The organism is Mycobacterium kyorinense, from assembly GCF_002101735.1.
Taxonomy (GTDB): Bacteria; Actinomycetota; Actinomycetes; order Mycobacteriales; family Mycobacteriaceae; genus Mycobacterium; species Mycobacterium kyorinense.
The window spans coordinates 18,888-44,677 of record NZ_LQPE01000127.1; the positions used below are offsets into that span (position 1 = coordinate 18,888).

The window sequence follows — 25,790 nt, forward strand, 5'->3', positions numbered from 1 at the left end:
GACTTGCGGATATGTCGATTTTCCTGAACAAGGACAACAAGGTCATCGTCCAGGGCATCACGGGCAGCGAGGCCACCGTGCACACCGCCCGGATGCTCAAGGCCGGCACCCAGATCGTCGGCGGCGTCAACGCCCGCAAAGCGGGCACGACGGTCACGCATGAGGACAAGGGTGGTCGCGTCATCAAGCTGCCCGTGTTCGGCAGCGTCGCCGAGGCGATGAAGGAGACCGGCGCCGACGTGTCGATCATCTTCGTCCCGCCGAAATTCGCCAAGGACGCCATCATCGAGGCCATCGACGCCGAGATTCCGCTGCTGGTGGTGATCACCGAGGGGATCCCGGTGCAAGACACCGCCTATGCGTGGGCCTACAACGTGAGCAAAGGCAACAAGACCCGGATCATCGGACCGAACTGTCCCGGCATCATCACGCCCGGCCAGTCGCTGGTCGGCATCACCCCGGCCAACATCACCGGATCCGGTCCGATCGGTCTGGTGTCCAAGTCGGGCACCCTGACCTACCAGATGATGTTCGAGCTGCGTGACTTCGGCTTCTCCACGGCGATCGGGATCGGCGGGGACCCGGTGATCGGTACCACCCACATCGACGCCATCGAGGCGTTCGAGAAGGACCCCGACACCAAGGTCATCGTGATGATCGGCGAGATCGGCGGCGACGCCGAGGAGCGCGCGGCCGACTACATCAAGGCCAACGTCTCCAAGCCGGTCGTCGGCTACGTCGCGGGATTTACTGCGCCGGAGGGCAAGACGATGGGCCACGCCGGCGCGATCGTGTCCGGCTCGTCGGGCACCGCGGCCGCCAAGAAGGAGGCCCTGGAGGCGGCGGGCGTCAAGGTCGGCAAGACACCGTCGGAGACCGCGGCGCTGGCGCGGAAGATTTTGCAGGAGTTGTGAGTATCGACGCCCGCACGCCCGTCATCGTCGGCGTCGGGCAGGCCGCCGAGCGGATCGACGACCCGTACTACCGGGCGATGTCGGCCGTCGAGCTGGCCACCGCGGGTGCCCGCGCCGCGCTCGAGGACTGCGGCGCCGACGCGGCCAAGGTGGCCGCCGCGATCGACACCGTCGCGGGCGTGCGGCAGTTCGAGATCTCCGGGCCGGCGCAGGCGGTGCTGGGTAAGTCGAACAATTATCCGCGGTCGGTGGCCAACCGGATCGACGCCGATCCGGCCCGGGCGATCCTGGAGATCGTCGGGGGCCAGGGCCCGCAGCATCTGATCACCGAGCTGGCCGGCGAGATCGCGGCCGGCCGCTCGGAGGTCGCGCTGATCTTCGGGTCGGATGCGACGTCGACCACCCGCTACTTCGCCAACGCGGACAACAAGCCGGACTTCTCCGAGACGGTCGAGGGCTCGCTGGAAGACCGCGGGCACGGCCTGGAGGGGCTGATCAGCCGCTACACCGTGATTCACGGCCTGGTGGACGCGCCGACCCAGTACGCGCTGCTGGAGAACGCCCGACGCGCGGGGACCGGGCTGGGCCCGGCGGAGTATCTGCGTTGCATGGGGGAGTTGTTCGCGCCGTTCAGCAAGGTCGCAGCAGACAACCCGTTCGCCGCCGCGCCGGTCGAACGCAGCGTCGAGGAGCTGATCACGGTCACCGAGAGCAACCGGATGATCTCCGAGCCGTACCCGCGGCTGCTGGTGGCCCGCGACCAGGTGAACCAGGGTGCGGCGACGCTGCTGATGTCGGTGGAGGCGGCCCGCAAACTCGGTGTGCCGGAAGACAATTGGGTCTACCTGCACGGCCATGCCGACATGGCCGAGCAGAGTCTGCTGGACCGGCCGGATCTAGGGCACGCGCCGTCGGCGGTGGCGGCGGTGCGTGAGGCGTTGCGCGTCGCCGGTATCGGTGTCGACGACGTCGCGACCTTCGACATGTACAGCTGCTTCCCCGTTCCGGTGTTCAACATCTGCGACGGCTTGGGCATCGCGACGGACGACCCGCGCGGGCTGACGCTGACCGGTGGCCTGCCGTTTTTCGGCGGGGCCGGCAACAACTACTCGATGCACGGCGTCGCCGAGACCGTCGCGCAGATGCGCAGCCGGCCGGGCGAATTCGGGCTCGTCGGTGCCAACGGCGGCATCATGAGCAAGTATTCAGTAGGCATCTACTCGACCACGCCGGTGGAATGGAAGCCGGACCGCAGCGCGCAGCTGCAGGCCGAGGTCGAGGCGTGGCCCACCGTGGCGGTGACCGAGCACGCCGACGGGCCCGGCACCGTCGAGACCTACACGGTGCGACGGGACAACGGTCGGTTGACCGGGATCATCATCGGCCGCCTCGACGCCGACGACAGCCGGTTTTTGGCCACCACTGGGGACGACGACCTGATCGGGTTGCTGACCGACGGGGATCCGCTGGGACAGGCCGTGAAGGTGCGCTCCTTCGACTACGGCAACCGCTGCAGTTTCTAGCGCGACCAGACGCAGAATCGCGCTCCGCGTGCCGATTTTGTGCGATTCTGCGTCTGCTCGTCACACGAAGGTGGCCAGCTTGCCGGCCAGCCGTTCGACGTAGGCGGCCACCTCGTCGTCGGAGCGGTCCGGTAAGCCGAACAACACCTCCGTCACACCCAGCTCGGCCCAGCGAGCCAACTTCTCCGCATCGGGCTTGAAGTCCAGCGCCACGATCTGCGGCGCGCCGTCACGGCCGGCGGCCGCCCAGGTGTCCTGCAACAACTTCACCGGCTCGTCGATATCGAAGTCGCGCGGCGTGGTGATCCAGCCGTCGGCGCTGCGCGCGATCCACTTGAAGTTCTTCTCGGTTCCCGCGGCCCCGACCAGCACCGGGACGTGCGACTGCACCGGCTTGGGCCAGGCCCAGCTCGGCCCGAACTTGACGAACTCGCCGTCGTAGGCGGCTTCCTCCTGCGTCCACAGCGCGCGCATCGCCTCGAGGTATTCGCGCAGCATCGTGCGGCGCCGCCCGGGCGGCACACCGTGGTCGGCGAGTTCGTCGGTGTTCCAACCGAATCCCACGCCCAGACTCACCCGGCCGCCGGACAGATGATCGAGGGTGGCAATCGATTTGGCCAGCGTGATCGGATCGTGTTCGACCGGCAGTGCAACCGCGGTGGACAGCCGAACCCGCGAGGTGACGGCGCATGCCGCGCCCAGACTGACCCACGGGTCCAACGTGCGCATGTACCGGTCGTCGGGCAAGGACTCGTCGCCGGTGGTCGGGTGCGCGGCCTCGCGCTTGACCGGGATGTGGGTGTGTTCGGGCACGTAGAAGGTGCGGAATCCATGCTTTTCGGCGAGGACGGCCGCCGCCGCCGGGGTGATGCCGCGGTCGCTGGTGAACAGCACAAGCCCGTAATCCATCCCTGAATTAGAACGTGTTCCAATCTGGTGGGCAAGCGCGGGGGTGGCAATGACACGCCGACTGCCGCGTCACGGGTATGCCGAGGTGCGCTAGCGTGGACGGTCGAATCGCGTCGCAGCGCCGTGCTCGCCGCTATGGCGTTCATCGAGCGGTCCGACGTAGCGTCGCGGGAGCGGCGCCTGGGAGTACAGCAACGGCAACCGAAGCACAGGAGAAGTCATGACCTACTCGCCCGGCAGCCCCGGATATCCGCCCGCGCAATCGCAAGGCTCGTATGGAGCGTCCACGCCGTCGTTCGCGAAATCCGAAGAGGGCGCAAGCAATTTGGGCCTCTACCTGACCATCGCGGTGGTGGCGCTCGGTCTGGCGAGCTACCTGGCGAGCTTCGGCCCGATGTACACCGTCAGCTCCGACGTGGGCCCGGTCGGCGACATCACCGGCGGCGACGTCGGCATCGGCGTGATCGGCGCGCTGCTGGCCGGGCTGCTGGCCGCGGTCGGCCTGCTGCCGAAGGCCAAAAACTACTCGGCAGTGGTCGCCGCGATCGCGGTGTTCGGGTTGCTGACGGTGATCAAGGAGGCCCTCGGCAAGCCGAGCGGCTTCTCGATCGGCTGGGCCCTGTGGATCGTGCTGGCCTGCGCCGTGCTGCAGGCCAGTGCGGCGGTTGCCGCGCTGTTGCTGGACGCCGGCGTCATCACCCCGCCGGCGCCGCGGCCCAAATACGACCAGTTCGGGCACTACGGGCAATACGGCGGCCAGCCCGGCGGCTACTACGGCCAGCAGGGTCCCTACCAGCAGCACAGCCCGCAGCCGTCCCCCCAGCACTCCGGCTACGGCTCGCAGTACGGCGGCTACCCGTCGTCGCCGTCGACCGGCGGCTTCAGCACGGTCGGCCAGCAGACCGGGCCGCAGCAGCAGGCCTCCCAGTCCGGACCGCAACAAGGTGGGCAGCAGGGCTCGCAGCAGGGTCCGCCCACCCCGCCCACCGGTTTCCCCAGCTTCGGCCAGCCGCAGTCGGGCGGTTCGGGCAGCCAGGGCGCGGGCCAGGGCAACTCCGCCAACCACGGCGGGCAGGCTCAGCCGTCCTATGGCCAGGGCCAGCAGCCGCAGTCGCCCTCCTCGGGTCAGTCACAGTCCTAACCGGGCGCTCCCGCGCCTAGTCGTCAACGTGCGCGAAGCGTGACGCGGGTGGACGATCGCCGCGTGCCGGGTGCGCGTCAGGCCCGAGACCTGCTGAGGGTGGCTTTCGGGCCGGCGGTGGTGGCGCTGGTCATCATCGCCGCAGTGACGCTGCTGCAGTTGCTGATCGCCAACAGCGACATGACCGGTGCGTTGGGCGCCATCGCCAGCATGTGGCTCGGCGTGCATCAGGTGCCGATCTCGATCGGCGGCCGTGAGCTGGGCGTGATGCCGCTGCTGCCCGTGCTGTTGATGGTGTGGGGAACCGCGCGCACCACGGCGCAGGCCACCGCCGCCACCGCGTCCTGGTTCGTGATCCGCTGGGTGGTGGCCTCCGCGCTGGGCGGGCCGCTGCTGATCGCCGCGATCTCGCTGGCAGTCATCCACGACGCCGCGTCGGTGATCACCGAGTTGCAGACGCCCAGCGCGCTGCGGGCGTTCCTCAGCGTGCTGGTGGTGCATGGGATCGGCGCCGCGATCGGCGTGGGCTCTCGGGCCGGCCGCCGCGCGTTGGCCGCGTCACCGCTGCCCGACTGGCTCGGCGATTCACTGCGGGCCGCGACCGCGGGCGTCTTGGCGCTGCTCGGCCTTTCGGGTGTGGTGGCGGCCGGCTCACTGGTCGTGCATTGGGGCACCATGCACGACCTCTACGCGATCACCGATTCGATCTTCGGCCAGTTCAGCCTGACCGTGCTCTCGGTGTTGTACGTGCCCAACATCATCGTCGGAACGGCCGCGGTCGCCGTGGGCTCCAGCGCCCATCTGGGCTTTGCGACGTTCAGCTCGTTCACGGTGTTCGGTGGCGACATTCCGGCGCTTCCCGTGCTGGCCGCCGCACCCAGCCCGCCGCTGGGCCCGGTGTGGGTGGCGCTGCTGATCGTCGGCGCATCCTCAGGTGTGGCGGTCGGGCAGCAGTGCGCGCGGCGGCCGCTGCCGTTGGGTGCGGCGACCGCCAAGCTGCTGGTGGCGGCGGTCCTGGCGGCGCTGACGATGATGTTGCTGGGCTACGCCGGCGGCGGGCAGCTGGGCAATTTCGGCCGGGTCGGCGTCGACCAGGACACCTTCGGAATCGCGGTGTTTCTGTGGTTCGCCGGCGTCGGTGCGATCACGGTGGCGATGGCCGGCGGGATCAGCCGCCGGCCCAAACCGGTGCCGGTCGTCGAACCCGAGCCGGCCGTCGACGAGTCCGCCGAGGAGGCGCCCGCCACGCCGACCGACGCCGACGAGCCGCCGGCAGAGGGCGATTAGGCTCGCCCTGTGCAGCAACCGCTCCATGTGCCCCCGAGCGCGCCCGCACGACTGGTGGTGCTGGCGTCGGGAACGGGTTCGCTGCTCGCCTCACTGCTGGACGCCGCCGTCGGCGACTACCCGGCTCGTGTGGTTGCCGTCGGCGTGGACCGGGACTGCCGCGCCGCCGAGATCGCCGCGGCCGCGTCGTTGCCGACGTTTACCGCCCGGCTGCGCGACTACCCCGGCCGCGACGCCTGGGACGCCGCGCTGACCGAGGCCACCGCAGCGCATTCGCCCGACCTGATCGTCTCCGCGGGGTTCATGAAAATCCTTGGGCCGCAATTTCTCTCGCGCTTCTCCGGGCGCATCGTCAACTCTCACCCGACGCTGCTGCCGGCATTCCCCGGCGCGCGCGGGGTGGCCGACGCGCTGGCCTACGGCGTCAAAGTCACCGGCGCTACGGTGCACCTGGTGGACGCCGGCACCGACACCGGGCCGATCCTGGCGCAGCAGCCGGTTCCGGTGCTCGACGACGACGACGAAGCGACCCTGCATGAGCGGATCAAGGTCGTGGAGCGACGGCTGTTGGTGGACGTGGTGGCCGCGGTGGTAACCGGCGGCGTGACGTGGACGGGACGAAAGGCGGTTATCGGATGAGCACTAACGACGGGAGACGGCCGATCCGCCGCGCGTTGATCAGCGTCTACGACAAGTCCGGACTGGTGGAACTCGCCGAAGGTCTACACGCGGCCGGCGTCGACATCGTCTCGACCGGGTCGACCGCGAAAACCATTGCTGGCAAAGGCATCCCAGTCACTCCGGTAGAGGAGGTGACCGGGTTTCCCGAGGTGCTGGACGGCCGCGTCAAGACCCTGCACCCGCATGTGCACGCCGGACTGCTGGCCGACCTGCGCAAGCCCGAACACGCCGGGGCCCTCGAACAGCTCGGCATCGCCGCGTTCGAGCTGGTGGTGGTCAACTTGTATCCGTTCAGCGAAACCGTGGCCTCCGGCGCGGGCGTGGACGAGTGCGTCGAGCAGATCGACATCGGCGGGCCCTCGATGGTGCGCGCCGCGGCCAAGAACCATCCAAGCGTGGCGGTGGTGGTCGACCCGCGCGGCTATGACGGCGTGCTGGCCGCGGTGCGTGCCGGCGGATTCACCCTCCCGGAGCGGAAGCGATTAGCGTCGTTGGCGTTTCGGCACACCGCCGAGTACGACATCGCGGTCGCGGCCTGGATGGAGTCGACACTGGCGCCCGAGCAGCCGGCGATCGCGTTTCCGGAGTGGTTCGCCGGCTCGTGGCGGCGCTCGGCGTTGCTGCGCTACGGCGAGAACCCGCACCAGCAGGCTGCGCTGTACAGCGATCCCGCCGCCTGGCCGGGGCTGGCTCAGGCCGAGCAGCTGCACGGAAAAGAGATGTCCTACAACAACTTCACCGACGCCGATGCGGCCTGGCGCGCGGCGTTCGACCACGAAGAGACCTGCGTGGCGATCATCAAGCACGCCAACCCGTGTGGCATCGCGGTGTCGAACGTCTCGGTGGCCGACGCGCATCGCAAAGCCCACGAGTGCGACCCGCTGAGCGCGTTCGGCGGAGTGATCGCTGCCAACACCGAGGTCAGCGTCGAGATGGCGGAGTACGTCAGCACGATCTTCACCGAGGTGATCGTCGCGCCGGCATACGAGCCCGGTGCCCTCGACGTGTTGGCGCGCAAGAAGAACATCCGGGTGCTGGTGGCGTCCGAGCCGCAGCCCGGGGGCACCGAGCTGCGGCAGGTCAGCGGCGGGCTGTTGATGCAGCAGCGTGATCGGCTCGACGCAGCGGGGGACAACCCGGCCAACTGGACGCTTGCCGCCGGATCGCCGGCCGCACCGGAAACGTTGGCGGACTTGGTGTTTGCGTGGCGCACCTGCCGTGCGGTCAAGTCCAACGCGATCGTGATCGCTGCCGACGGCGCGACGGTCGGGGTCGGCATGGGCCAGGTCAACCGTGTCGACGCCGCACGGCTGGCCGTCGAACGCGGCGGAGATCGGGTGCGCGGCGCGGTCGCGGCCTCCGACGCCTTCTTCCCGTTCCCGGACGGTTTGGAGACGCTGGCCGCGGCGGGTGTGACCGCGATCGTGCATCCCGGCGGCTCGGTGCGCGACGACGAAGTGACGGCGGCGGCCGACAAGGCGGGCGTGACGCTGTATCTGACCGGCGCACGCCATTTCGCGCACTAAAGCGGCGCCGAGTGTGTGACTGTGCCACGCGAGATCGGGATCGGCGTGGTTTATGTCCACACTCGACGAGGGGCTGGCCGCCGTGTGAGCAAACGACGGCGGTTCGCTGGGCCTCGCCCGAATCTCTTCCAGGCCGCCGCCGATCCCGACTAGCATCCGCGCTTGGGCGCGTAGATGGCGGGCCCTTCCAATCGAGAGGAACGAGATGCGCGCGATAACGAAACGAACGGCGGCAATTTCCGCGGCGATTGCAGTAGCGCGTTGATGGGCGCTGGATGTGCCGAGAAGAAGGAAAAGATGGGCGAAACTACGAGTTCGGCGACGCCGTCGGTGTCGTCGTCGGCTGCCGCGGCTCCATCTACCACGGCCGAGAGTGCCGCCCCGAGTTCTACGCAAATCGCCGGCGCTAACGGCACCGAATACACGGTCGAGGGGCCGATTCTCGCCAAGTACGAGTCCCTTTCCGAGAAGGACCGCAAAGATCTCTGGGAGCGCCGACGGGCAACGAGCAGAAGAACCCCGACGGCGGCGTCTTCCAGCAGTTCGACGGCGGCGTCATTGTCCACAAGACGGCGTCGTATGTGGTGTGGGGCAAGATCCGCGACAAGTGGAACGAGCTGGGCGGTTCGCAGGGCAAGCTCGGCTACCCGACCAGCGACGAGGTGGACACCCCCGACGGCGGCAAGAAGTCGACGTTCGAGCACGGCACCATCACCTGGAAGCCGGGTGACGAGCAGGCCACTGTCGTCGAGCAGTAGGCCCACGGCGCGAAGGGCGGGCAATCGGCACCGATAGCCCGCCCTTCGCTTGTGCATGTGCGAAGCAGTCGTAGCGTGGAGTGGTGACCGCACCGAATCATCTGCCCCGTACCGTCGGCGAACTGCGCGCCGCCGGGCACCGCGAGCGGGGAGTTAAACAAGAAATCCGGGAAAACCTGCTGACCGCGCTGGCCGAAGGCGACGATATCTGGCCGGGGATCCTGGGCTTCGACGACACCGTGATCCCGCAGCTGGAACGGGCGCTGATCGCCGGTCACGACGTCGTTCTGCTCGGCGAGCGCGGTCAGGGCAAGACCCGGCTGCTGCGGGCGCTGGTCGGCTTGCTCGACGAGTGGACGCCGGTGATCGCCGGGGCGGAGCTCGGCGAACACCCCTACTCGCCGATCACTCCCGAGTCGATCCGGCGGGCCGCCGATCTTGGCGACGACCTGCCCGTCGCCTGGAAGCACCGCAGCGAGCGCTACACCGAGAAGCTGGCCACCCCGGACACCAGCGTCGCGGACCTGGTCGGCGACATCGACCCGATCAAAGTGGCCGAAGGCCGCAGCCTGGGCGACCCGGAGACCATCGCCTATGGGCTGATCCCGCGGGCACACCGCGGCATTGTGGCGGTCAACGAGCTGCCCGACCTGGCCGAACGCATCCAGGTTTCGATGCTCAACGTGATGGAGGAGCGCGACATTCAGGTCCGCGGCTACACGCTGCGCCTGCCGTTGGACGTGCTGGTGGTGGCCAGCGCCAACCCCGAGGACTACACCAACCGCGGCCGGATCATCACGCCGCTCAAGGACCGGTTCGGCGCCGAGATCCGCACCCACTACCCGCTGGAGCTCGACGACGAGGTCGGCGTCATCCTGCAGGAGGCACACCTGAGCGCGCAGGTGCCGGCCCACCTCATCCAGGTCATCGCCCGGTTCGCTCGCTATCTGCGCGAGTCGCATTCGGTGGATCAGCGCTCCGGGGTGTCGGCGCGCTTTGCGATCGCGGCGGCCGAAACGGTGGCGGCCTCGGCCCGGCATCGCGGCGCGATACTCGGCGAGACGGATCCGGTGGCCCGGGTGGTCGATCTGGGCACGGTGATCGACGTGCTGCGCGGCAAGCTGGAATTCGAGTCCGGCGAAGAAGGCCGCGAACAGGCCGTGCTGGAGCACCTGCTGCGCCGCGCCACCGCCGACACCGCATCCAACGTGCTTGGTGGCCTTGATGTCGGCTCGCTGGTGGCCGCGGTCGAGGGTGGTTCCGCGGTGACGACGGGCGAGCGGGTGTCGGCCAAGGACGTGCTGGCCGCGCTGCCGGATCTGCCGGTCATCGATGCGGTGGCCAAACGGCTTGGCGCCGAATCCGAAGGTGAACGGGCCGCGGCGCTCGAATTGGCGCTGGAGGCACTGTATTTGGCCAAGCGCATCGACAAGGTGTCCGGGGAGGGCGAAACCGTCTATGGCTAATTCTGTTAGAGGGCACTCATCGCGCTATTCGGCGTACACCGGCGGGCCCGACCCGCTGGCCCCGCCGGTGGATCTGCGCGAGGCGCTCGAGCAAATCGGCCAGGACGTCATGGCGGGCACCTCGCCGCGCAGGGCTCTCTCGGAGCTGCTGCGACGCGGCACCAAGAACATGCGCGGCGCTGACCGGCTGGCCGCCGAGGCCAACCGACGGCGACGGGAGTTGCTGCGCCGCAACAACTTAGACGGTACGCTGCAGGAGATCAAGAAGCTGCTCGACGAGGCGGTGCTCGCCGAGCGCAGGGAACTGGCCCGCGCCCTCGACGACGACGCGCGCTTCGGAGAGCTGCAACTCGATGCGCTGTCGCCGTCGCCGGCCAAGGCCATCCAGGAGCTGTCCGAGTACAACTGGCGCAGCGGTGAGGCCCGCGAAAAGTACGAGCAGATCAAGGATTTGCTCGGCCGAGAGATGCTGGACCAGCGTTTCGCCGGGATGAAGCAGGCGTTGGAGGGCGCCACCGACGAGGACCGTCAGCGCGTCGGCGAGATGCTCGACGACCTCAACGATCTGTTGGACAAGCACGCCCGCGGCGAAGACACCCAGCAGGACTTTCAGAACTTCATGGACAAGCACGGCGAGTTCTTCCCGGAGAACCCGCGCAACGTCGAAGAGCTGATCGACTCGCTGGCAAAGCGCGCGGCGGCCGCCCAGCGCTTCCTCAACAGCCTGAGCCCCGACCAGCGGGCCGAGCTGGAGGCATTGGCGCAGCAGGCATTTGGGTCTCCCGCGTTGCAGCAGGCATTGAGCCGGCTGGACGCCAACCTGCAAATGCTGCGTCCGGGCGAGGACTGGACCGGGTCGTCGGAGTTCTCCGGAGACAACCCGTTGGGCATGGGGGAGGGCGCGCAGGCGCTGGCCGACATCGCCGAACTCGAGCAGCTGGCCGAGCAGCTGTCGCAGAGCTATCCGGGCGCGACCATGGACGACGTCGACCTCGACGCGCTGGCCCGCCAGCTCGGCGACCAGGCGGCGATCGACGCCCAAACTTTGGCGGAGCTCGAACGCGCACTGCTCAACCAGGGATTTCTGGACCGCAGTTCCGACGGCCAATGGCGGCTGTCGCCCAAAGCCATGCGACGGCTCGGCGAGACCGCGTTACGCGATGTGGCGCAACAGCTTTCCGGGCGTCGCGGTGAGCGCGACCACCGTCGCGCCGGAGCTGCCGGCGAGCTGACCGGTGCGACGCGGCCCTGGCAGTTCGGAGACACCGAGCCGTGGAACGTCACCCGCACACTCACCAACGCGGTGCTGCGGGAGGCCGGCACCGGAACCATCGACGGCCCCATCCGGATCACCGTCGACGACGTCGAGGTCTCCGAAACCGAGACCCGCACCCAGGCCGCGGTGGCCCTACTCGTGGATACCTCGTTTTCCATGGTGATGGAGAACCGCTGGCTGCCGATGGAGCGAACGGCGCTGGCGCTCAACCATTTGGTCAGCACGCGATTCCGTTCGGATGCATTGCAGATCATCGCTTTTGGCCGTTACGCGCGGACGATGACCCCTGCCGAGCTGATGGGACTGGAAGGCGTTTACGAGCAGGGCACCAACCTGCATCATGCGCTGGCGTTGGCCGGCCGGCATTTGCGGCGGCACCCCAACGCGCAGCCGGTTGTGCTGGTGGTCACCGACGGTGAGCCGACCGCGCACCTGGAAGATTTCGACGGCGACGGCACCACAGTATTTTTCGACTATCCGCCGCATCCGCGGACCATCGCCCACACCGTGCGCGGGTTCGACAACATGGCGCGCCTGGGCGCGCAAGTCACGATCTTCCGGTTGGGCAGCGACCCAGGCCTGGCGCGGTTCATCGACCAGGTCGCGCGACGGGTCGAGGGTCGCGTCGTGGTGCCCGATCTCGATGGCTTGGGCGCGGCGGTAGTGGGCGACTATCTGCGCTCGCGACGCCGTCGTTAACGCTGCGGCTTGCGGTTCTTGCGCTTGATGCCCACGCCGCCCCAGAGCGAGAAGCCGCGGATCTTCACCTTCGGTGCGCCGGGCGTCCCTTCACCGTTGACGTTGTGGTCGAAGCCCCCCATGACGCCATGGCCCTCGATTTCGACGTTGACCTCGGGCGGCAGCAGGATGGTCTGACCGCCCATGATCGAGCATGCGTGGATCTCCACCTCGGGCGAGGTGAAGTCCGCGTAGCGCAGGTCGATGACCCCGCCGCCCCACAGCGCGAACGTCGTCAACTTCTTGGGCACATTCCATCGGCCGCGGCGTTCGAAAGCGCTCATGATGGCCAGCAGCAAAGTGGACGGGGCGGGTTTGAAGGCGCCCCGGCGAGGAGTGACCGGATAGTCCGGGAGGTCGGAGCGCAGCCGATCCAGTTCGTCGTAGGTTTGCGCGGCGTAGGCCTTGGTCAGCCGCTCCTCGTACTCTTTCATCGGCAGCCGGCCTTGCGCGGCGGCGTCGGTGAGCAATTGCGCTACCTGGATGCGATCGGTGTCGGCGGCACGCGACGCCGCGTCCGGTGTGTCCTGCGCGCCGCGCTGCGCTGAATTGCTCATCACCCCGAGCCTACGACGAACAGATTTTGCTGCAAGGCAAGTTCGCTAAACTGCCTCTCCGCCGTTACCCGGCCGAACCCACGCGGGCGGGCGTTTCTGCAGGAATGCCAGCATGCCCTCGCGGGCCTCGTCGGAGACGAACAACTGCGCAGACTCCACGCTGAGCCGCTCGGCGTCGCGGTCGAACCCTGCCAAAACGGCCGCCGTCGTCAGGGCCTTCGACGCGGCCAGCCCCTGCGGGGAACCGTTCCGCAGCTCGGCCACCAGCGACGCCACCGTGGCCTCGACGTCGTCGGCGGCGACCGTGACCAATCCGATCGCGGCGGCTTCGCTGGCGTCAAATTTCTCGCCCGTGAGGTAGTAGCGCGCCGCGGCCCGCGGGGACAGCTTGGGCAGCAACGTCAGCGAGATGATCGCCGGCGCCACCCCGATCCCGGCCTCCGTGAGCGCGAATGTGCTGCGCGGGCCGGCCACCGCAATGTCGCACGCGCCGACCAGGCCGAAACCGCCCGCCCGGACATGGCCGTCGATCGCGCCGATCACCGGCATCGGGCACTCGACGATCGCGCGCAGCAATGCGCTGAGTTCGCGGGCCCGGTCGGCGGCCACGTCGAACGGGTCGCCGCCCGACGCTTGGGACAGGTCCGCGCCCGCACAGAACGTGCCGCCGGTGTGGCCGAGCACCACGACCCGCACCGCCGGATCGTCGGCCGCGTCGCGCAGTCCCTGATGCAGTTGCTCGACAAGCGTTGTCGACAGCGCGTTGCGGTTGTGCGGCGAATCCAGCGTCAACCGCGCGACGTGTCCGTCGACGGCGTACTGAACCAGCTTGTCCATCAGTAGGACCGGGGCAGGCCCAGCGACGTTTGCGCGACGAAGTTGAGCACCATCTCCCGGCTGACCGGCGCGATCCGCGACAACCGCGACGCCGTCAACGCCGCCGCGATGCCGTATTCCTTGGTCAACCCGTTGCCGCCCAACGACTGCACGGCCTGGTCGACGGCACGCGCCGATGCTTCGCCCGCGGCGTATTTGGCCATGTTGGCGGCCTCGGCAGCACCCATGTCGTCGCCGCTGTCGTAGAGCGTCGCGGCCTTCTGCATCATCAGCTTGGCCAGTTCGATCTCAATGTGGTTCTGCGCCAACGGGTGTGACAGCCCCTGGTGCGCACCGATCGGCGTGCCCCAGACCTTGCGGGTCTTGACGTAATCGGCGGCCTTGTTGATCGCGAACCGGCCCATGCCGACCGCGCTGGCCGCCCCCATGATGCGCTCCGGGTTCAGGCCGGCGAACAGCTGCGCGATCGCGGCGTCTTCGGAGCCCACCAGGGCATCGGCCGGCAGCCGCACGTCGTCGATGAACACCTGGAATTGGCGTTCGGGGCTGACCAACTCCATCTCGATCGGGGTGTAGGAAAAGCCGGGCGCGTCGGTGGGCACCACGAACAGCGCCGGACGCAGCTTGCCGGTCTTGGTCTCCTCGGTGCGGCCGACCACGAGCACCAGCTGTGCCTGGTCGACGCCGGAGATGAAAACCTTTTGGCCGGAAAGGATCCAGTCGCTGCCGTCGCGGCGGGCCGTGGTGGTGATCTTGTGGGAATTGGAGCCGGCGTCGGGTTCGGTGATCGCGAAGGCCATGGTGATCGACCCGTCGGCGATGCCGGGCAGCCAGCGCTGTTTCTGCTCGTCGGTGCCGAACTTGGCAATGATGGTGCCGTTGATCGCCGGGGAGACGACCATCATCAATAACGCGCAGCCGTGCGTGGCCATCTCTTCCATCACCAGTGACAGCTCGTACATACCGGCGCCGCCGCCGCCGTACTCCTCGGGCAGGTTCACTCCGAGAAGCCGAGTTTGCCTGCCTCGTTCCACAATTCGTCGGTGTGCTGCTGTGCCCGGGCCTTTTCCAGGTAGTAGTCCTGGCCGTAGTTGGCCGCCATTGCGGCCACCGCCTGGCGCAGGGCCCGGCGCTCGTCGTTCTCAATGAAGCTGGTGTCGGTCATGCGTGATCTCCTTCTGATGCGTCGACGCGGGCCAGGATGGCGCCGACCTCGACCTGCTGTCCGGTGCTGACGTTGAGTTGCGCCAGCACACCGTCGGTGGGGGCGGTGATCGTGTGTTCCATCTTCATGGCTTCCAGCCACACCAGCGGCTGGCCGGCGGCGACGGCGTCCCCGACTGCGGCGCCGATGCGGATGACGTTGCCGGGCATTGGTGCCACCAGGGAACCCTGCTCGACGGCGGAACCCGGTTCGGGGAAGCGCGGCAACGCCACGAGATGTACCGGCCCGTGCGGGGAGTCGACGTAGACGTCGTCGCCGTACCGGGCGACGGCGAAGCTGTGCGCCACCCCGTCGCCGTCGGCCAGCACGACCTCGGCGGGGGATGCAGCGACGAGGTGCACGCCATCGGCGAGATCCAAACCGCCTCTGGTGAACCGGTATTCGACGCGATGTTCGCTGCCGCCGTCGTCGAGGTACGTCTTGACCTGATACCCCGAGGCAAGGTTGCGCCAGCCGCTGGGAATGGAAGCGAAGACGGTCGCGGTCGCGCGGCTGTGCGCGGCGTCGGCGAGCGCGGCCGCGACAGCGGAGAGGCGGATCGCTGTCGCATCGGCCAGTGGCGCCGATAGCTCCGCTAAGCCGTGGGTGTCGAAAAACGCGGTGTCGGTGGCGCCGTCGAGGAAGGCCGGATGCCGCAGCACGTTGACCAGCAGGTCGCGGTTGGTGCGCACACCGTGGATGCGGGCGCGGCTCAGCGCGTCGGCGAGCACTGTCGCGGCGGCGTGGCGGGTCGGTGCATACGAAATGACCTTGGCCAGCATCGGGTCGTAGTGGATGGACACCACCGAGCCGTCGACAATCCCGGAGTCCAGCCGGATTCCGGTTCGCGCGCCAAGCGTGTCGAACTCGGTGCGCACCCTCGGCACGTCGAAGCGGTGTACTGCGCCGGCTTGCGGTTGCCAGCCCTTCGCCGGGTCCTCGGCGTAGAGGCGGGCCTCGATCGAATATCCTTGCCCCGCTGGTGGTTCCGTGTCGAGCCGGGCGCCGTCGGCCACCGCGAGCTGCAGTTCGACCAGGTCGAGGCCCGTCGTCTCCTCGGTGACCGGGTGCTCGACCTGCAGGCGGGTGTTCATTTCGAGAAAGTAGAACTCGCCGTCGTCGTCGGCGAGGAATTCCACGGTACCCGCGCCGGCATAGCCGATCGCGGCGGCGGCCAGCCGTGCGGCGTCGAACAGCTTGGCTCGCATCCCGGGTGTGCGCTCGACGAGCGGCGACGGGGCTTCCTCGATGATCTTCTGGTGCCGGCGCTGGATCGAGCATTCGCGTTCGCCGACCGCCCACACGGTGCCGTGGGTGTCGGCGAGGACCTGCACCTCGACGTGGTGCCCGGTGGGCAGGTAGCGCTCGCAGAACACCGTCGGGTCACCGAACGCCGACTGCGCTTCGCGTCGAGCGCCCTCGACTTCGCCTGCCAGCGCGGACAATTCGGTGACGACCCGCATGCCGCGCCCGCCGCCGCCGGCCGACGCCTTGACCAGCACCGGCAACTGTTCCGACGTGACGGTCTCGGGGTCGAGTTCCTCGAGCACCGGAACACCGGCGGCGGCCATCATCTTCTTGGCCTCGATCTTGGAGCCCATCGCCCGCACCGCCGCCACCGGCGGGCCGACCCAGGCCAGGCCCGCATCGGCCACCGCGGCGGCGAAATCGGCGTTCTCGGAGAGGAATCCGTAGCCGGGATGGACGGCGTCGGCGCCGGAGGCGCGGGCGGCGGCGACCAGCGCGTCGATGTTGAGGTAGTCGGTGGTGTTGGGCAGCCGCACCCGCGCGTCGGCCTCGGCGACGTGCGGTGCCGCGGCGTCGGGGTCGGTGTAGACGGCGACGGTGGACAGCCCCAGCCGCCGGCAGGTGGCGAAAACGCGGCGGGCGATCTCGCCGCGGTTGGCTACCAGTACTCGAGTAATCATCTGACTCACATCCGGAAGACGCCGAAGTTCGACGTCCCCTCGATCGGGGCATTGGCGATGGCGGACAAGCACATTCCCAACACGGTGCGGGTGTCGCGGGGGTCGATAACGCCGTCGTCGTAGAGCATCCCGGACAGCACCAACGGCAGCGACTCGGCTTCGATCTGGCCCTCGACGGCCGCGCGCATCGCGGCGTCGGCTTCTTCGTCGACCTGCTGTCCGCGGGCTTGCGCGGCGGCGCGGCTGACGATCGACAGCACACCCGCCAGTTGGGCGCCGCCCATCACCGCGGACTTGGCCGACGGCCAGGCGAACAGAAACCGTGGATCGTAGGCGCGCCCGCACATCCCGTAGTGGCCGGCGCCGTAGGACGCGCCGATCAACAGCGAAATGTGCGGCACCGTCGAGTTCGACACGGCGTTGATCATCATCGAGCCGTGCTTGATCATCCCGCCCTCTTCGTAGTCCTTGCCCACCATGTAGCCGGTGGTGTTGTGCAAGAACAACAATGGCGTGTCGGAGCGGTTGGCCAGCTGGATGAACTGGGTGGCCTTCTGGGATTCCTCACTGAACAGCACCCCGCGGGCGTTGGCCAGAATCCCCAGCGGATAGCCGTGCAGCCTGGCCCAGCCGGTTACCAGCGACGAGCCGTACATCGGCTTGAATTCGTCGAATTCGGAACCGTCGACGATCCGGGCGATCACTTCGCGGGGGTCGAAGGGGATGCGCAGATCCGACGGGACGATGCCGATCAGCTCGCCGGGGTCGAACAGCGGCTCGGTGACCGGCCCGGGCGCCGGGCCCAGCTTCTTCCAGTTCAGCCGCGCCACGATGCGACGCCCGATCCGGATCGCGTCGAGTTCGTCGACGGCGAAGTAGTCGGCCAAACCCGAGATGCGGGCGTGCATTTCGGCGCCGCCCAGCGATTCGTCGTCGGACTCCTCGCCGGTAGCCATCTTGACCAGGGGTGGGCCGGCCAGGAAGACCTTCGAGCGCTCCTTGATCATCACCACGTGATCCGACATGCCGGGGATGTAGGCTCCGCCCGCGGTGGAGTTGCCGAACACCAGTGCAATTGTGGGGATTCCGGCGGCCGAGAGCCGGGTCAGGTCGCGGAACATCCGCCCGCCCGGGATGAAGATTTCCTTCTGGGTGGGCAGGTCCGCGCCGCCGGATTCCACCAGGGAGATCACCGGCAGCCGGTTCTCGAACGCGATCTGGTTGGCCCGCAGGATCTTTCGCAGCGTCCACGGGTTACTGGTGCCGCCTTTGACCGTCGGGTCGTTGGCGACGATCATGCACTCCACACCCGATACCGCGCCGATGCCGACGACCAGGCTGGCGCCTACCGTGAACGGTGTGCCGTACGCCGCCAGCGGGCTCAACTCGAGGAACGGCGAATCCGGGTCGATCAGCAACTCGATGCGTTCCCGCGCGGTGAGCTTGCCGCGGGCGTGGTGGCGTTCGACGTATTTCGGGCCGCCGCCGGCCAGCGCCTTGGCCAGTTCGCCGTTGATCTCGTCGAGCTTGGTGGACAACGACTCCGCCGCTTCGGTGTAGGTGGGCGCATGAGGGTCGAGCGTGCTCTGTAAGACGGTCATGATTGGTATCCCAGGGTTTTCGCGGCCAGCGAGGTGAGGATTTCGGTGGTGCCGCCGCCGATACCCAGGATGCGCATGTCGCGGTACTGCCTCTCGACTTCGGACTCGGCCATATAACCCATCCCGCCGAACAACTGCACGGCTTGGTGGGCCACCCATTCGCCGGCTTCGACCGCGGTGTTCTTGGCGAAGCACACCTGCGCGATCAGGTTGGTCTCGCCGGCGAGCTGACGTTCCACGACGTGGCGGGAATACACTCGCGCGACGTCGATCCGGCGAGCCATTTCGGCCAGCGTGTTCTGCACGGCCTGGCGCGAAATCAGCGGCCGGCCGAACGTCTCCCGGTCGCGGCACCATTGAACTGTCAGGTCCAGGCAGCGCTGCGCACTCGAATATGCCTGTGCGGCAAGGCCGATCCGTTCAGCCACGAAAGCGGCAGCGATCTGGGCGAAACCACTGTTCTCCGCGCCGACCAGATTGGCCACGGGTACCCGCGCGTCGGTGTAGGACAGCTCGGCGGTGTCGGAAGACCGCCAGCCCATTTTGTCCAGCTTGCGGGTGACCTGTAAGCCGGGTGAGCAACCTGGTCCGTCTTTTTCCACCACCAGCAGCGAAACACCCGCTGCCCCAGGCCCGCCCGTGCGGACCGCGGTCACGACGTAGTCGGCGCGCACCCCCGAGGTGATGTAGGTCTTCGCCCCGTTGACGACGTAGTGGTCGCCGTCGCGGACCGCCGTGGTGCGCAGGTGCCCGACGTCGGAGCCGCCGCCCGGCTCGGTGATGGCCAGCGCGCCGATCTTCTCGCCGCGCAGCGTCGGCCGGACGAACTCCTCGATCAGCCGCTCGTCGCCCGACGCGATCATGTGCGGCACCGCGATACCGCAGGTGAACAGCGACGCGAACACGCCGCCCGGCGCACCGGCTTCGTGCAGCTCCTCGCAGATGATCACAGCGTCGGCGCCGTTGCCGCCACCGCCGCCGACCGCTTCGGGAAAGCCGGCGCCGAGCAGACCGGCTTCGCCGGCTCGGCGGTGCAGGTCGCGCGGTAGCTCGCCGAGCGTCTCCCACTCGTCGACGTGCGGGAGGATCTCCCGTTCGGCGAACGAGCGCACGGTCTTTCGGAGCGCATCGCGCTCCGGTGTGGTCCAGATAGTCACAACAACCTTTCCGGGATGTCGACGTGACGGCTGCGCAGCCATTCGCCCAAACCCTTGGCCTGCGGATCGAAGCGAGCCTGATAGGCCACGCCCTGGCCCAGGATGTCCTCGATGACGAAGTTCACCGCCCGCAGGTTGGGCAGCACGTGCCGGGTGACCGGCAGGTCGGCGGTCTCGGGCAACAGCTCGCGCAGCTTTTCGACGGTCAACGTGTGAACCAGCCAGCGCCACTGCTCGTCGGTGCGCACCCAGACCCCGACGTTGGCCGAACCGCCCTTGTCACCGCTGCGCGCGCCCGCCACCACGCCCAGCGGCAACCGCCGAGTCGGGCCGGACGGTAACGGCTCGGGCAACGACGGGGTGTCGGCCGGTGCCAGCTCCAAAGTCTCGGTAGCACAAGGGATCTCGACCCGGGTTCCGTCGTCGTGCACCGCGACGTGCGGCACCGACGCCGCGTCGACGTAGCCGGGCGTGAACACGCCGTACACCTGGCCCTCGCCCGGCGGGGCCGTGACGGTGAAGCCGGGATAGCTCGCCAACGCGAGTTCGACTGCGGCCGACGAGAATTGGCGGCCGACATTGGCCGGATCGGGATCGCGGACCACGCAACGCAGCAGCGCGCTGGCCGCCTCCTCGGTGTCGGCGTTGGGGTGGTCGGTGCGAGCCAGCGTCCACTCCAGCTCGGCGGGCTTGGCGGTCAGGCTGGACTCCAGCTGCCGTCGCACCAGTTCGGCCTTAGCCTCGATGTCCAAGCCGGTCAGCACGAACGTCATCGCGTTGCGGAAACCGCCGATGCTGTTCAGCGACACCTTGTACGTCGGCGGCGGCGGTTCACCGACCACCCCGCTGATCCGCACCCGATCGGGGCCGTCAGCAGACAATTCGGCGCTGTCCATCCGCGCGGTGACATCGGGATTGGCGTAGCGGGCGCCGGTGATCTCGTAGAGCAGTTGCGCGGTGACCGTGTCGACGCTGACCAGCCCGCCGGTGCCGGGGTGCTTGGTGATCACCGACGAGCCGTCGGCGTGGATCTCGGCCAGGGGGAACCCGGCGTAGAGCAATTGTGGGATCGCTGGAACTTCTACAAAGAACGAGTAGTTGCCGCCGGTGGCCTGCACGCCGCATTCGATGACGTGGCCGGCGACCACCGCCCCGGCCAGCCGGTCGTAGTCGGCGCGGTCCCAGCCGAAGTGCGCGGCCGCCGGCCCGACGATCACCGACGCGTCGGTCACCCGCCCGGTGACGACGACGTCGGCGCCGGCGTTGAGACAATCCACGATGCCCCAGGCGCCCAGGTAGGCGTTGGCGGTCAGCGGGCTGCCGAGCCCCAGCTCCTCGGCGCGCGACGACAGGTCGTCGCCTTCGACATGAGCCACCCGCGCCGGGACGCCCAGCCGCTCGGCCAGCGCCCGCACCGCGTCGGCCAGCCCCGCCGGGTTCAGGCCCCCGGCGTTGGCCACGATCCGCACACCGCGGTCGTGGGCTAGGCCCAGACACTCCTCGAGCTGGGTCAGAAACGTCTTGGCGTAGCCGCGCTCGGGGTGCTTCATCTTGTCGCGGCCCAGGATGAGCATGGTGAGTTCGGCCAGGTAGTCGCCGGTGACGTAGTCCAGCTCGCCGCCGGTGAGCATCTCGCGCATCGCCGAGAGCCGGTCGCCGTAGAACCCCGAGCAGTTCCCGATCCGAACCGCAGATGTCATCCCAAACCCCATCCGTCAACCAACCGGTAGGTTAGCGGGTACCGCCGGTAGCGCGTCAAGATGTGCCAGCCTGCACACATCAATGCTGTCAGCGCGGCGGCCATTTTGTAACCGCCGCTGGCCACCGGGTATCCTCAGAGCAACCCTGTCGCCGCTGGTACCTGCGCGGCAACCACCCTCGTCAAGGAGAAGCTCGATCATGGCTGTGCCCAAGCGCAGGATGTCGCGCGCGAACACCCGTAGCCGGCGCGCGCAGTGGAAGGCCGAGAAGCCCGAACTCGTGGGCGTGACGGTGGCCGGTCAGCGGCACAAGGTGCCGCGTCGGCTGCTCAAGGCGGCCCGCCTCGGTCTCATTGATTTCGACCGCCGCTAACCCAACCCGGCGGCGCGTCTCTTAGGTCGCTCTCAGCCGGCTGGATGACACTGGTGGCCGTGCGAATCCTTGTCGTCGACGACGACCGCGCGGTCCGCGAGTCGCTGCGCCGGTCATTGTCGTTCAACGGCTACTCGGTGGCGTTGGCCGAGGACGGCGTCAAAGCCCTCGAGGTCATCACCAAGGACCGGCCCGACGCCCTGGTGCTGGACGTCATGATGCCTCGGCTGGACGGCCTGGAAGTGTGCCGCCAACTGCGCAGCACCGGCGACGACCTCCCGATCCTGGTGCTGACCGCCCGCGATGCGATCTCGGAGCGGGTCGCCGGCCTGGACGCCGGCGCCGACGACTACCTGCCCAAGCCGTTTGCCCTCGAAGAGCTGCTGGCCCGGCTGCGCGCGCTCTTGCGCCGTACCCAGCCCGACGACTCCGTCGACTCGGCGCCTCTGACGTTCTCCGACCTCACCCTCGACCCGGTAACCCGTGAGGTCACCCGCGGGCAACGCGAAATCAGCCTGACCCGCACCGAATTCGCTCTGCTGGAAATGCTGATCTCCAATCCGCGGCGCGTGCTGACCCGCAGCCGCATTCTCGAGGAGGTGTGGGGATTCGACTTCCCGACCTCGGGCAATGCGCTGGAGGTATACATCGGATATCTGCGCCGCAAGACCGAAGCCGATGGTGAGCCGCGGCTGATCCACACCGTCCGTGGGGTAGGTTACGTGCTCCGCGAAACACCTCCCTGATGCTTCGATTCGCCCGGCGACGCGCACCGCTGCGGACCACCACCTCGTTGTCGTTGCGGTGGCGGGTGATGCTGCTGGCGATGTCGATGGTGGCGATGGTCGTCGTGCTCATGGCGGTCGCCGTGTACGCAGTGATCTCCGCGGCGCTGTACAAGGACATCGACAACCAGCTGCAGAGCCGGGCGCAGCTGCTGATCGCCAGCGGATCGCTGGCGGCCGACCCGGGCAAAGCCATTGAGGGCACGGCCTATTCGGACGTCAATGCGATGCTGGTCAACCCCGGTCGCTATGTGTTCACCGCCAACCAGACGGGCCAGGCGCTGCCGGTCGGCCCGCCGGAGAAAGCGGTCATCCGCGGAGAGCTGCTCATGTCGCGGCGCACCGCCGTCGACCAGCGCGTGCTGGCCATTCACCTGCCCAACGGCAGCTCCCTGCTGATCTCCAAGAGCCTGGCTCCCACCGACGCGGTGATGACGAAGCTGCGCTGGGTGCTGTTGATCGTCGGCGGGGTCGGCGTCGCGGTGGCCGCCGTGGCGGGAGGGATGGTCACTCGTGCCGGGCTGCGGCCGGTCGCTCAGCTCACCGAGGCGGCTGAGCGTGTGGCGCGCACCGACGACCTGCGCCCCATCCCGGTGTTCGGCAGCGACGAACTGGCCCGGCTCACCGAGGCGTTCAACCTGATGTTGCGCGCGTTGGCCGAGTCGCGGGAACGTCAGGCCCGGCTGGTCACCGACGCCGGCCACGAGCTGCGCACCCCGCTGACGTCGCTGCGCACCAACGTCGAACTGTTGATGGCGTCGATGGCGCCCGGCGCGCCGCGGCTGCCGGAACAGGAGATGGTCGATCTGCGTGCCGACGTGATCGCTCAGATCGAGGAATTGTCCACGCTCGTCGGCGATTTGGTGGATCTCACCCGCGGCGACGTCGGCGAGATTGTGCATGAGCCGGTCGACATGGGCGAGGTCATCGACCGCTGCCTGGAGCGGGTGCGACGGCGTCGCAACGACGTCGACTTCGACGTGCAGGTGATCCCGTGGCAGGTTTACGGCGATGCCGCGGGCCTGTCGCGGGCGGTGCTGAACCTGCTGGACAACGCAGCCAAGTGGAGTCCGTCGGGCGGGCGGATCGGCGTGCGATTGACCCAGCTCGACCCGTCGCACGCCGAGCTGGTGGTCTCCGACCACGGCCCGGGCATCCCACCGCACGAGCGCCACCTAGTGTTCGAACGGTTCTTCCGGTCGGCGTCGGCGCGGGCGATGCCCGGCTCGGGCCTGGGGCTGGCGATCGTCAAGCAGGTGGTGCTCAAACACGGTGGTGCGCTGCGCATCGAGGACACCGTGCCGGGCGGCCAGCCACCGGGGACGTCGGTGTACGTATTGTTGCCCGGGCGGCCGCTGCCGGTGGCTCCGCATCCGGAGCCCGCCGCCGAAACCGGGGGAAACTCTCGAGGATCGGCGAACGTTATCTCAGTCGATTCTCAGTCCACGTAGGCAAGGTAGTTGCAGTTACTGTTGAGTCCGACCGCGACACGTAGAGGAAGAGCGACCTAGCGCATGACGAATCACCCGAGGTATTCGCCACCGCCGCAGCCTGGATACCGTCCAGCGTCCGATCAGGCTGCGATGCCGGCCTATTCCGGTCAGGGCCAGCAGCAAACGTATTCCCAGTACGACTGGCGCTACGCGCAACAGCAGGCATACCGGCAGCCGTTCGCACCCTTCGGCGCCGGCCAACCGACCCCCGGCGCCACCCAGCCTCCGCTTTCCTCTCCCGAAAAGCGTTCTCGCACAGGGCTTTTGACGGTCGGGGCGTTGGCCATTGCGGTGGTGTCGGCCGGTATCGGCGGGGCGGCTGCGTCGGTGGTCGAGCACAGCGCGCGCCCGGCCGGTTCGATCATCGGCTCCAGGATTCCGGGCGGGCCGGCACCGAGCATGCCTGCCGCCAACGTGCCGAGCGGCAGCGTCGAGCAGGTGGCCGCCAAGGTGGTTCCCAGCGTGGTCATGCTGGAGACCGATCTGGGTCGTCAGTCCGAAGAGGGATCGGGCATCATCTTGTCGCCCGAGGGGCTGATCCTGACCAACAACCACGTCGTCGCAGCCGCCGCCAAGGCCGGACGCGACAACGCGCCCCCCGACGGGGGACCGAAAACCACCGTGACGTTCTCCGACGGGCGCACCGCTCCGTTCAGCGTGGTCGGCGCCGATCCGACCACCGACATCGCGGTGGTCCGGGTGCAGGGCGTTTCGGGTTTATCGCCGATCACGCTCGGCTCGTCGGCGAACCTGGTGGTCGGTCAGCCGGTGATCGCCGTCGGGTCACCACTCGGGCTGGAGGGGACCGTGACCACCGGGATCGTCAGCGCGCTCAACCGGCCGGTGTCGACCACCGGGGACACCGGCAACCAGAACACCGTGCTCGACGCGATCCAGACCGACGCGGCGATCAACCCGGGCAACTCCGGCGGCGCGCTGACCAACATGAACGGTGAGCTGATCGGCGTCAACTCGGCGATCGCCACGCTCGGCGGCGACTCCACCGACAGCCAGAGCGGTTCGATCGGACTGGGCTTCGCGATCCCGATCGACCAGGCCAAGCGCATTGCCGACGAGCTGATCAGCACCGGCACGGCCTCGCACGCCTCGCTAGGCGTCCAGGTCACCAGCGACAAGAGCGCGCACGGCGCCAAAGTCGTCCAGGTGGTGCCGAACGGCGCGGCCGCGGCCGCGGGGCTGCCCAGCGGAGTGGTGGTGACCAAGGTCAACGACCGCACGATCAACAGCGCCGACGGTCTGGTCGCCGCGGTGCGATCCAAGGCGCCCGGCGACAAGATCACGCTGACTTATTTGGATCCGTCGGGTGATACGCGGACCGTGCAGGTCACGTTGGGTAAGGCGGACCAGTGATGAGAGTCGCCGGGACCCGGGCGGAGCACAGATATACGGTGGCAACCATGGAACAGCGTGCGGATTTGGTCGGCAGGGCACTCGTCGTCGTTGTCGACGATCGCACGGCGCACGGGGAAGAGGACCACAGCGGTCCGCTGGTCACCGAACTGCTCACCGAGGCCGGATTTTTGGTCGACGGTGTGGTGGTCGTCGCCGCCGACGAGGTGGAAATCCGCAACGCGCTGAACACCGCGGTGATCGGCGGGGTGGATCTGGTGGTGTCGGTCGGCGGAACCGGCGTGACGCCGCGCGACGTCACACCAGAAGCCACCCGCGACATTCTCGACCGCGAAATCCTCGGTATCGCCGAGGCATTGCGCGCGTCCGGATTGTCGGCCGGCATCACCGAGGCCGGCTTGTCGCGCGGGTTGGCCGGCATCTCCGGAAGCACACTGGTGGTCAACCTAGCCGGCTCCCGCTATGCGGTGCGGGACGGAATGGCGACGCTGAATCCGCTGGCGGCCCAGATCATCGGTCAGCTCTCGAGCCTGGAGATATGAGCGACCCCTTCGACCAGCCTGAC

At 68.3% G+C, this 25,790-nt stretch carries 19 protein-coding genes and 4 pseudogenes; 15 read left to right on the plus strand and 8 right to left on the minus strand.

Going from position 1 to position 25,790, the window contains the following annotated elements; genetic code table 11:
- The first annotated feature begins 11 nt into the window (after positions 1–11).
- Both sucD and AWC14_RS14985 read left to right on the plus strand, forming a co-directional pair.
- Positions 12–914: a succinate--CoA ligase subunit alpha gene (gene sucD / locus AWC14_RS14980; RefSeq protein WP_045381643.1), complete on the plus strand. Its 903-nt coding sequence runs from the start codon at positions 12–14 to the stop codon at positions 912–914.
- Positions 911–2,437 (plus strand): acetyl-CoA acetyltransferase, encoded by a 1,527-nt coding sequence (locus AWC14_RS14985; RefSeq protein ID WP_045381641.1) that lies wholly within the window; start codon positions 911–913, stop codon positions 2,435–2,437. Before sucD ends, AWC14_RS14985 begins: the two co-directional genes overlap by 4 nt.
- Positions 2,438–2,497: 60 nt before the next feature.
- Here the strand turns inward: AWC14_RS14985 and AWC14_RS14990 are convergent, their stop codons facing one another.
- A complete protein-coding gene (locus AWC14_RS14990; protein WP_045381639.1) occupies positions 2,498–3,346 on the minus strand; it encodes an LLM class F420-dependent oxidoreductase in 849 nt (282 codons plus the stop codon).
- A 220-nt stretch (positions 3,347–3,566) separates the two neighbouring features.
- Here AWC14_RS14990 and AWC14_RS14995 point away from each other — a divergent pair, with 220 nt between their 5' ends.
- The 8 genes and pseudogenes from AWC14_RS14995 to AWC14_RS15025 all read left to right on the plus strand — a co-directional run bounded on the left by AWC14_RS14995 (position 3,567) and on the right by AWC14_RS15025 (position 12,180).
- A complete protein-coding gene (locus tag AWC14_RS14995) occupies positions 3,567–4,487 on the plus strand; it encodes a DUF5336 domain-containing protein (RefSeq protein ID WP_045381636.1) in 921 nt (306 codons plus the stop codon).
- A 39-nt stretch (positions 4,488–4,526) separates the two neighbouring features.
- Positions 4,527–5,771: pseudogene (locus AWC14_RS15000) on the plus strand (cell division protein PerM); the annotation flags it as partial.
- Positions 5,772–5,783: 12 nt separating this feature from the next.
- On the plus strand, positions 5,784–6,413 hold the full coding sequence (gene purN / locus AWC14_RS15005) for a phosphoribosylglycinamide formyltransferase (RefSeq protein ID WP_045381634.1): 630 nt from the start codon (positions 5,784–5,786) through the stop codon (positions 6,411–6,413).
- Positions 6,410–7,981: a bifunctional phosphoribosylaminoimidazolecarboxamide formyltransferase/IMP cyclohydrolase gene (gene purH, locus AWC14_RS15010; protein ID WP_045381632.1), complete on the plus strand. Its 1,572-nt coding sequence runs from the start codon at positions 6,410–6,412 to the stop codon at positions 7,979–7,981. The genes purN and purH overlap by 4 nt, the downstream gene beginning before the upstream one ends.
- 485 nt (positions 7,982–8,466) lie before the next feature.
- Positions 8,467–8,556: pseudogene (locus AWC14_RS29640) on the plus strand (LGFP repeat-containing protein); the annotation flags it as partial.
- A 6-nt stretch (positions 8,557–8,562) separates the two neighbouring features.
- Positions 8,563–8,739: an LGFP repeat-containing protein gene (locus AWC14_RS29645; RefSeq protein WP_235215976.1), complete on the plus strand. Its 177-nt coding sequence runs from the start codon at positions 8,563–8,565 to the stop codon at positions 8,737–8,739.
- Between the two features lie 80 nt (positions 8,740–8,819).
- On the plus strand, positions 8,820–10,205 hold the full coding sequence (locus AWC14_RS15020; RefSeq protein ID WP_045381630.1) for a magnesium chelatase ATPase subunit I: 1,386 nt from the start codon (positions 8,820–8,822) through the stop codon (positions 10,203–10,205).
- Positions 10,198–12,180: a vWA domain-containing protein gene (locus tag AWC14_RS15025; protein ID WP_085241341.1), complete on the plus strand. Its 1,983-nt coding sequence runs from the start codon at positions 10,198–10,200 to the stop codon at positions 12,178–12,180. The genes AWC14_RS15020 and AWC14_RS15025 overlap by 8 nt, the downstream gene beginning before the upstream one ends.
- Here the strand turns inward: AWC14_RS15025 and AWC14_RS15030 are convergent.
- From AWC14_RS15030 to AWC14_RS15060, 7 genes and pseudogenes are all read right to left on the minus strand, one after another.
- The gene (locus AWC14_RS15030) at positions 12,177–12,776 is read right to left on the minus strand and encodes a DUF1707 SHOCT-like domain-containing protein (protein ID WP_045381627.1); all 600 of its coding nucleotides are present in this window, start codon (positions 12,774–12,776) and stop codon (positions 12,177–12,179) included. The two genes, AWC14_RS15025 and AWC14_RS15030, sit on opposite strands and share 4 nt — an antisense overlap.
- A 45-nt stretch (positions 12,777–12,821) precedes the next feature.
- Positions 12,822–13,613, minus strand: coding sequence for an enoyl-CoA hydratase family protein (locus AWC14_RS15035; RefSeq protein WP_045381624.1), 792 nt, complete (start codon positions 13,611–13,613; stop codon positions 12,822–12,824).
- Positions 13,613–14,778 (minus strand): annotated as a pseudogene (locus AWC14_RS15040) (acyl-CoA dehydrogenase family protein). Before AWC14_RS15040 ends, AWC14_RS15035 begins: the two are co-directional and overlap by 1 nt.
- Positions 14,775–16,745, minus strand: a complete 1,971-nt coding sequence (locus tag AWC14_RS15045) for an acetyl/propionyl/methylcrotonyl-CoA carboxylase subunit alpha (protein WP_045381618.1) — start codon at positions 16,743–16,745, stop codon at positions 14,775–14,777. Before AWC14_RS15045 ends, AWC14_RS15040 begins: the two are co-directional and overlap by 4 nt.
- Before the next feature lie 5 nt (positions 16,746–16,750).
- Complete coding sequence (locus AWC14_RS15050) at positions 16,751–18,346, minus strand: acyl-CoA carboxylase subunit beta (protein ID WP_057003281.1); 1,596 nt, start codon at positions 18,344–18,346, stop codon at positions 16,751–16,753.
- Positions 18,343–19,503, minus strand: a complete 1,161-nt coding sequence (locus AWC14_RS15055; protein ID WP_045381615.1) for an acyl-CoA dehydrogenase family protein — start codon at positions 19,501–19,503, stop codon at positions 18,343–18,345. The genes AWC14_RS15050 and AWC14_RS15055 overlap by 4 nt, the downstream gene beginning before the upstream one ends.
- Positions 19,500–21,203 (minus strand): acyclic terpene utilization AtuA family protein, encoded by a 1,704-nt coding sequence (locus tag AWC14_RS15060; protein WP_142281708.1) that lies wholly within the window; start codon positions 21,201–21,203, stop codon positions 19,500–19,502. The genes AWC14_RS15055 and AWC14_RS15060 overlap by 4 nt, the downstream gene beginning before the upstream one ends.
- A gap of 199 nt (positions 21,204–21,402) precedes the next feature.
- Between AWC14_RS15060 and rpmF the strand changes: the two genes are divergently transcribed.
- The 5 genes and pseudogenes from rpmF (at position 21,403) to AWC14_RS15085 (ending at position 25,767) form a co-directional block, all read left to right on the plus strand.
- Complete coding sequence (gene rpmF / locus AWC14_RS15065; protein WP_045381612.1) at positions 21,403–21,576, plus strand: 50S ribosomal protein L32; 174 nt, start codon at positions 21,403–21,405, stop codon at positions 21,574–21,576.
- A 59-nt stretch (positions 21,577–21,635) separates the two neighbouring features.
- Positions 21,636–22,322 (plus strand): response regulator transcription factor, encoded by a 687-nt coding sequence (locus AWC14_RS15070; protein WP_057003287.1) that lies wholly within the window; start codon positions 21,636–21,638, stop codon positions 22,320–22,322.
- On the plus strand, positions 22,322–23,812 hold the full coding sequence (locus AWC14_RS15075) for a HAMP domain-containing sensor histidine kinase (protein WP_045381609.1): 1,491 nt from the start codon (positions 22,322–22,324) through the stop codon (positions 23,810–23,812). Before AWC14_RS15070 ends, AWC14_RS15075 begins: the two co-directional genes overlap by 1 nt.
- 40 nt (positions 23,813–23,852) lie before the next feature.
- Positions 23,853–25,225: pseudogene (locus AWC14_RS15080) on the plus strand (trypsin-like peptidase domain-containing protein); the annotation flags it as partial.
- Positions 25,225–25,767: a MogA/MoaB family molybdenum cofactor biosynthesis protein gene (locus AWC14_RS15085; RefSeq protein ID WP_045381605.1), complete on the plus strand. Its 543-nt coding sequence runs from the start codon at positions 25,225–25,227 to the stop codon at positions 25,765–25,767. The pseudogene AWC14_RS15080 and the gene AWC14_RS15085, both read left to right, overlap by 1 nt.
- Positions 25,768–25,790: the final 23 nt, after the last annotated feature.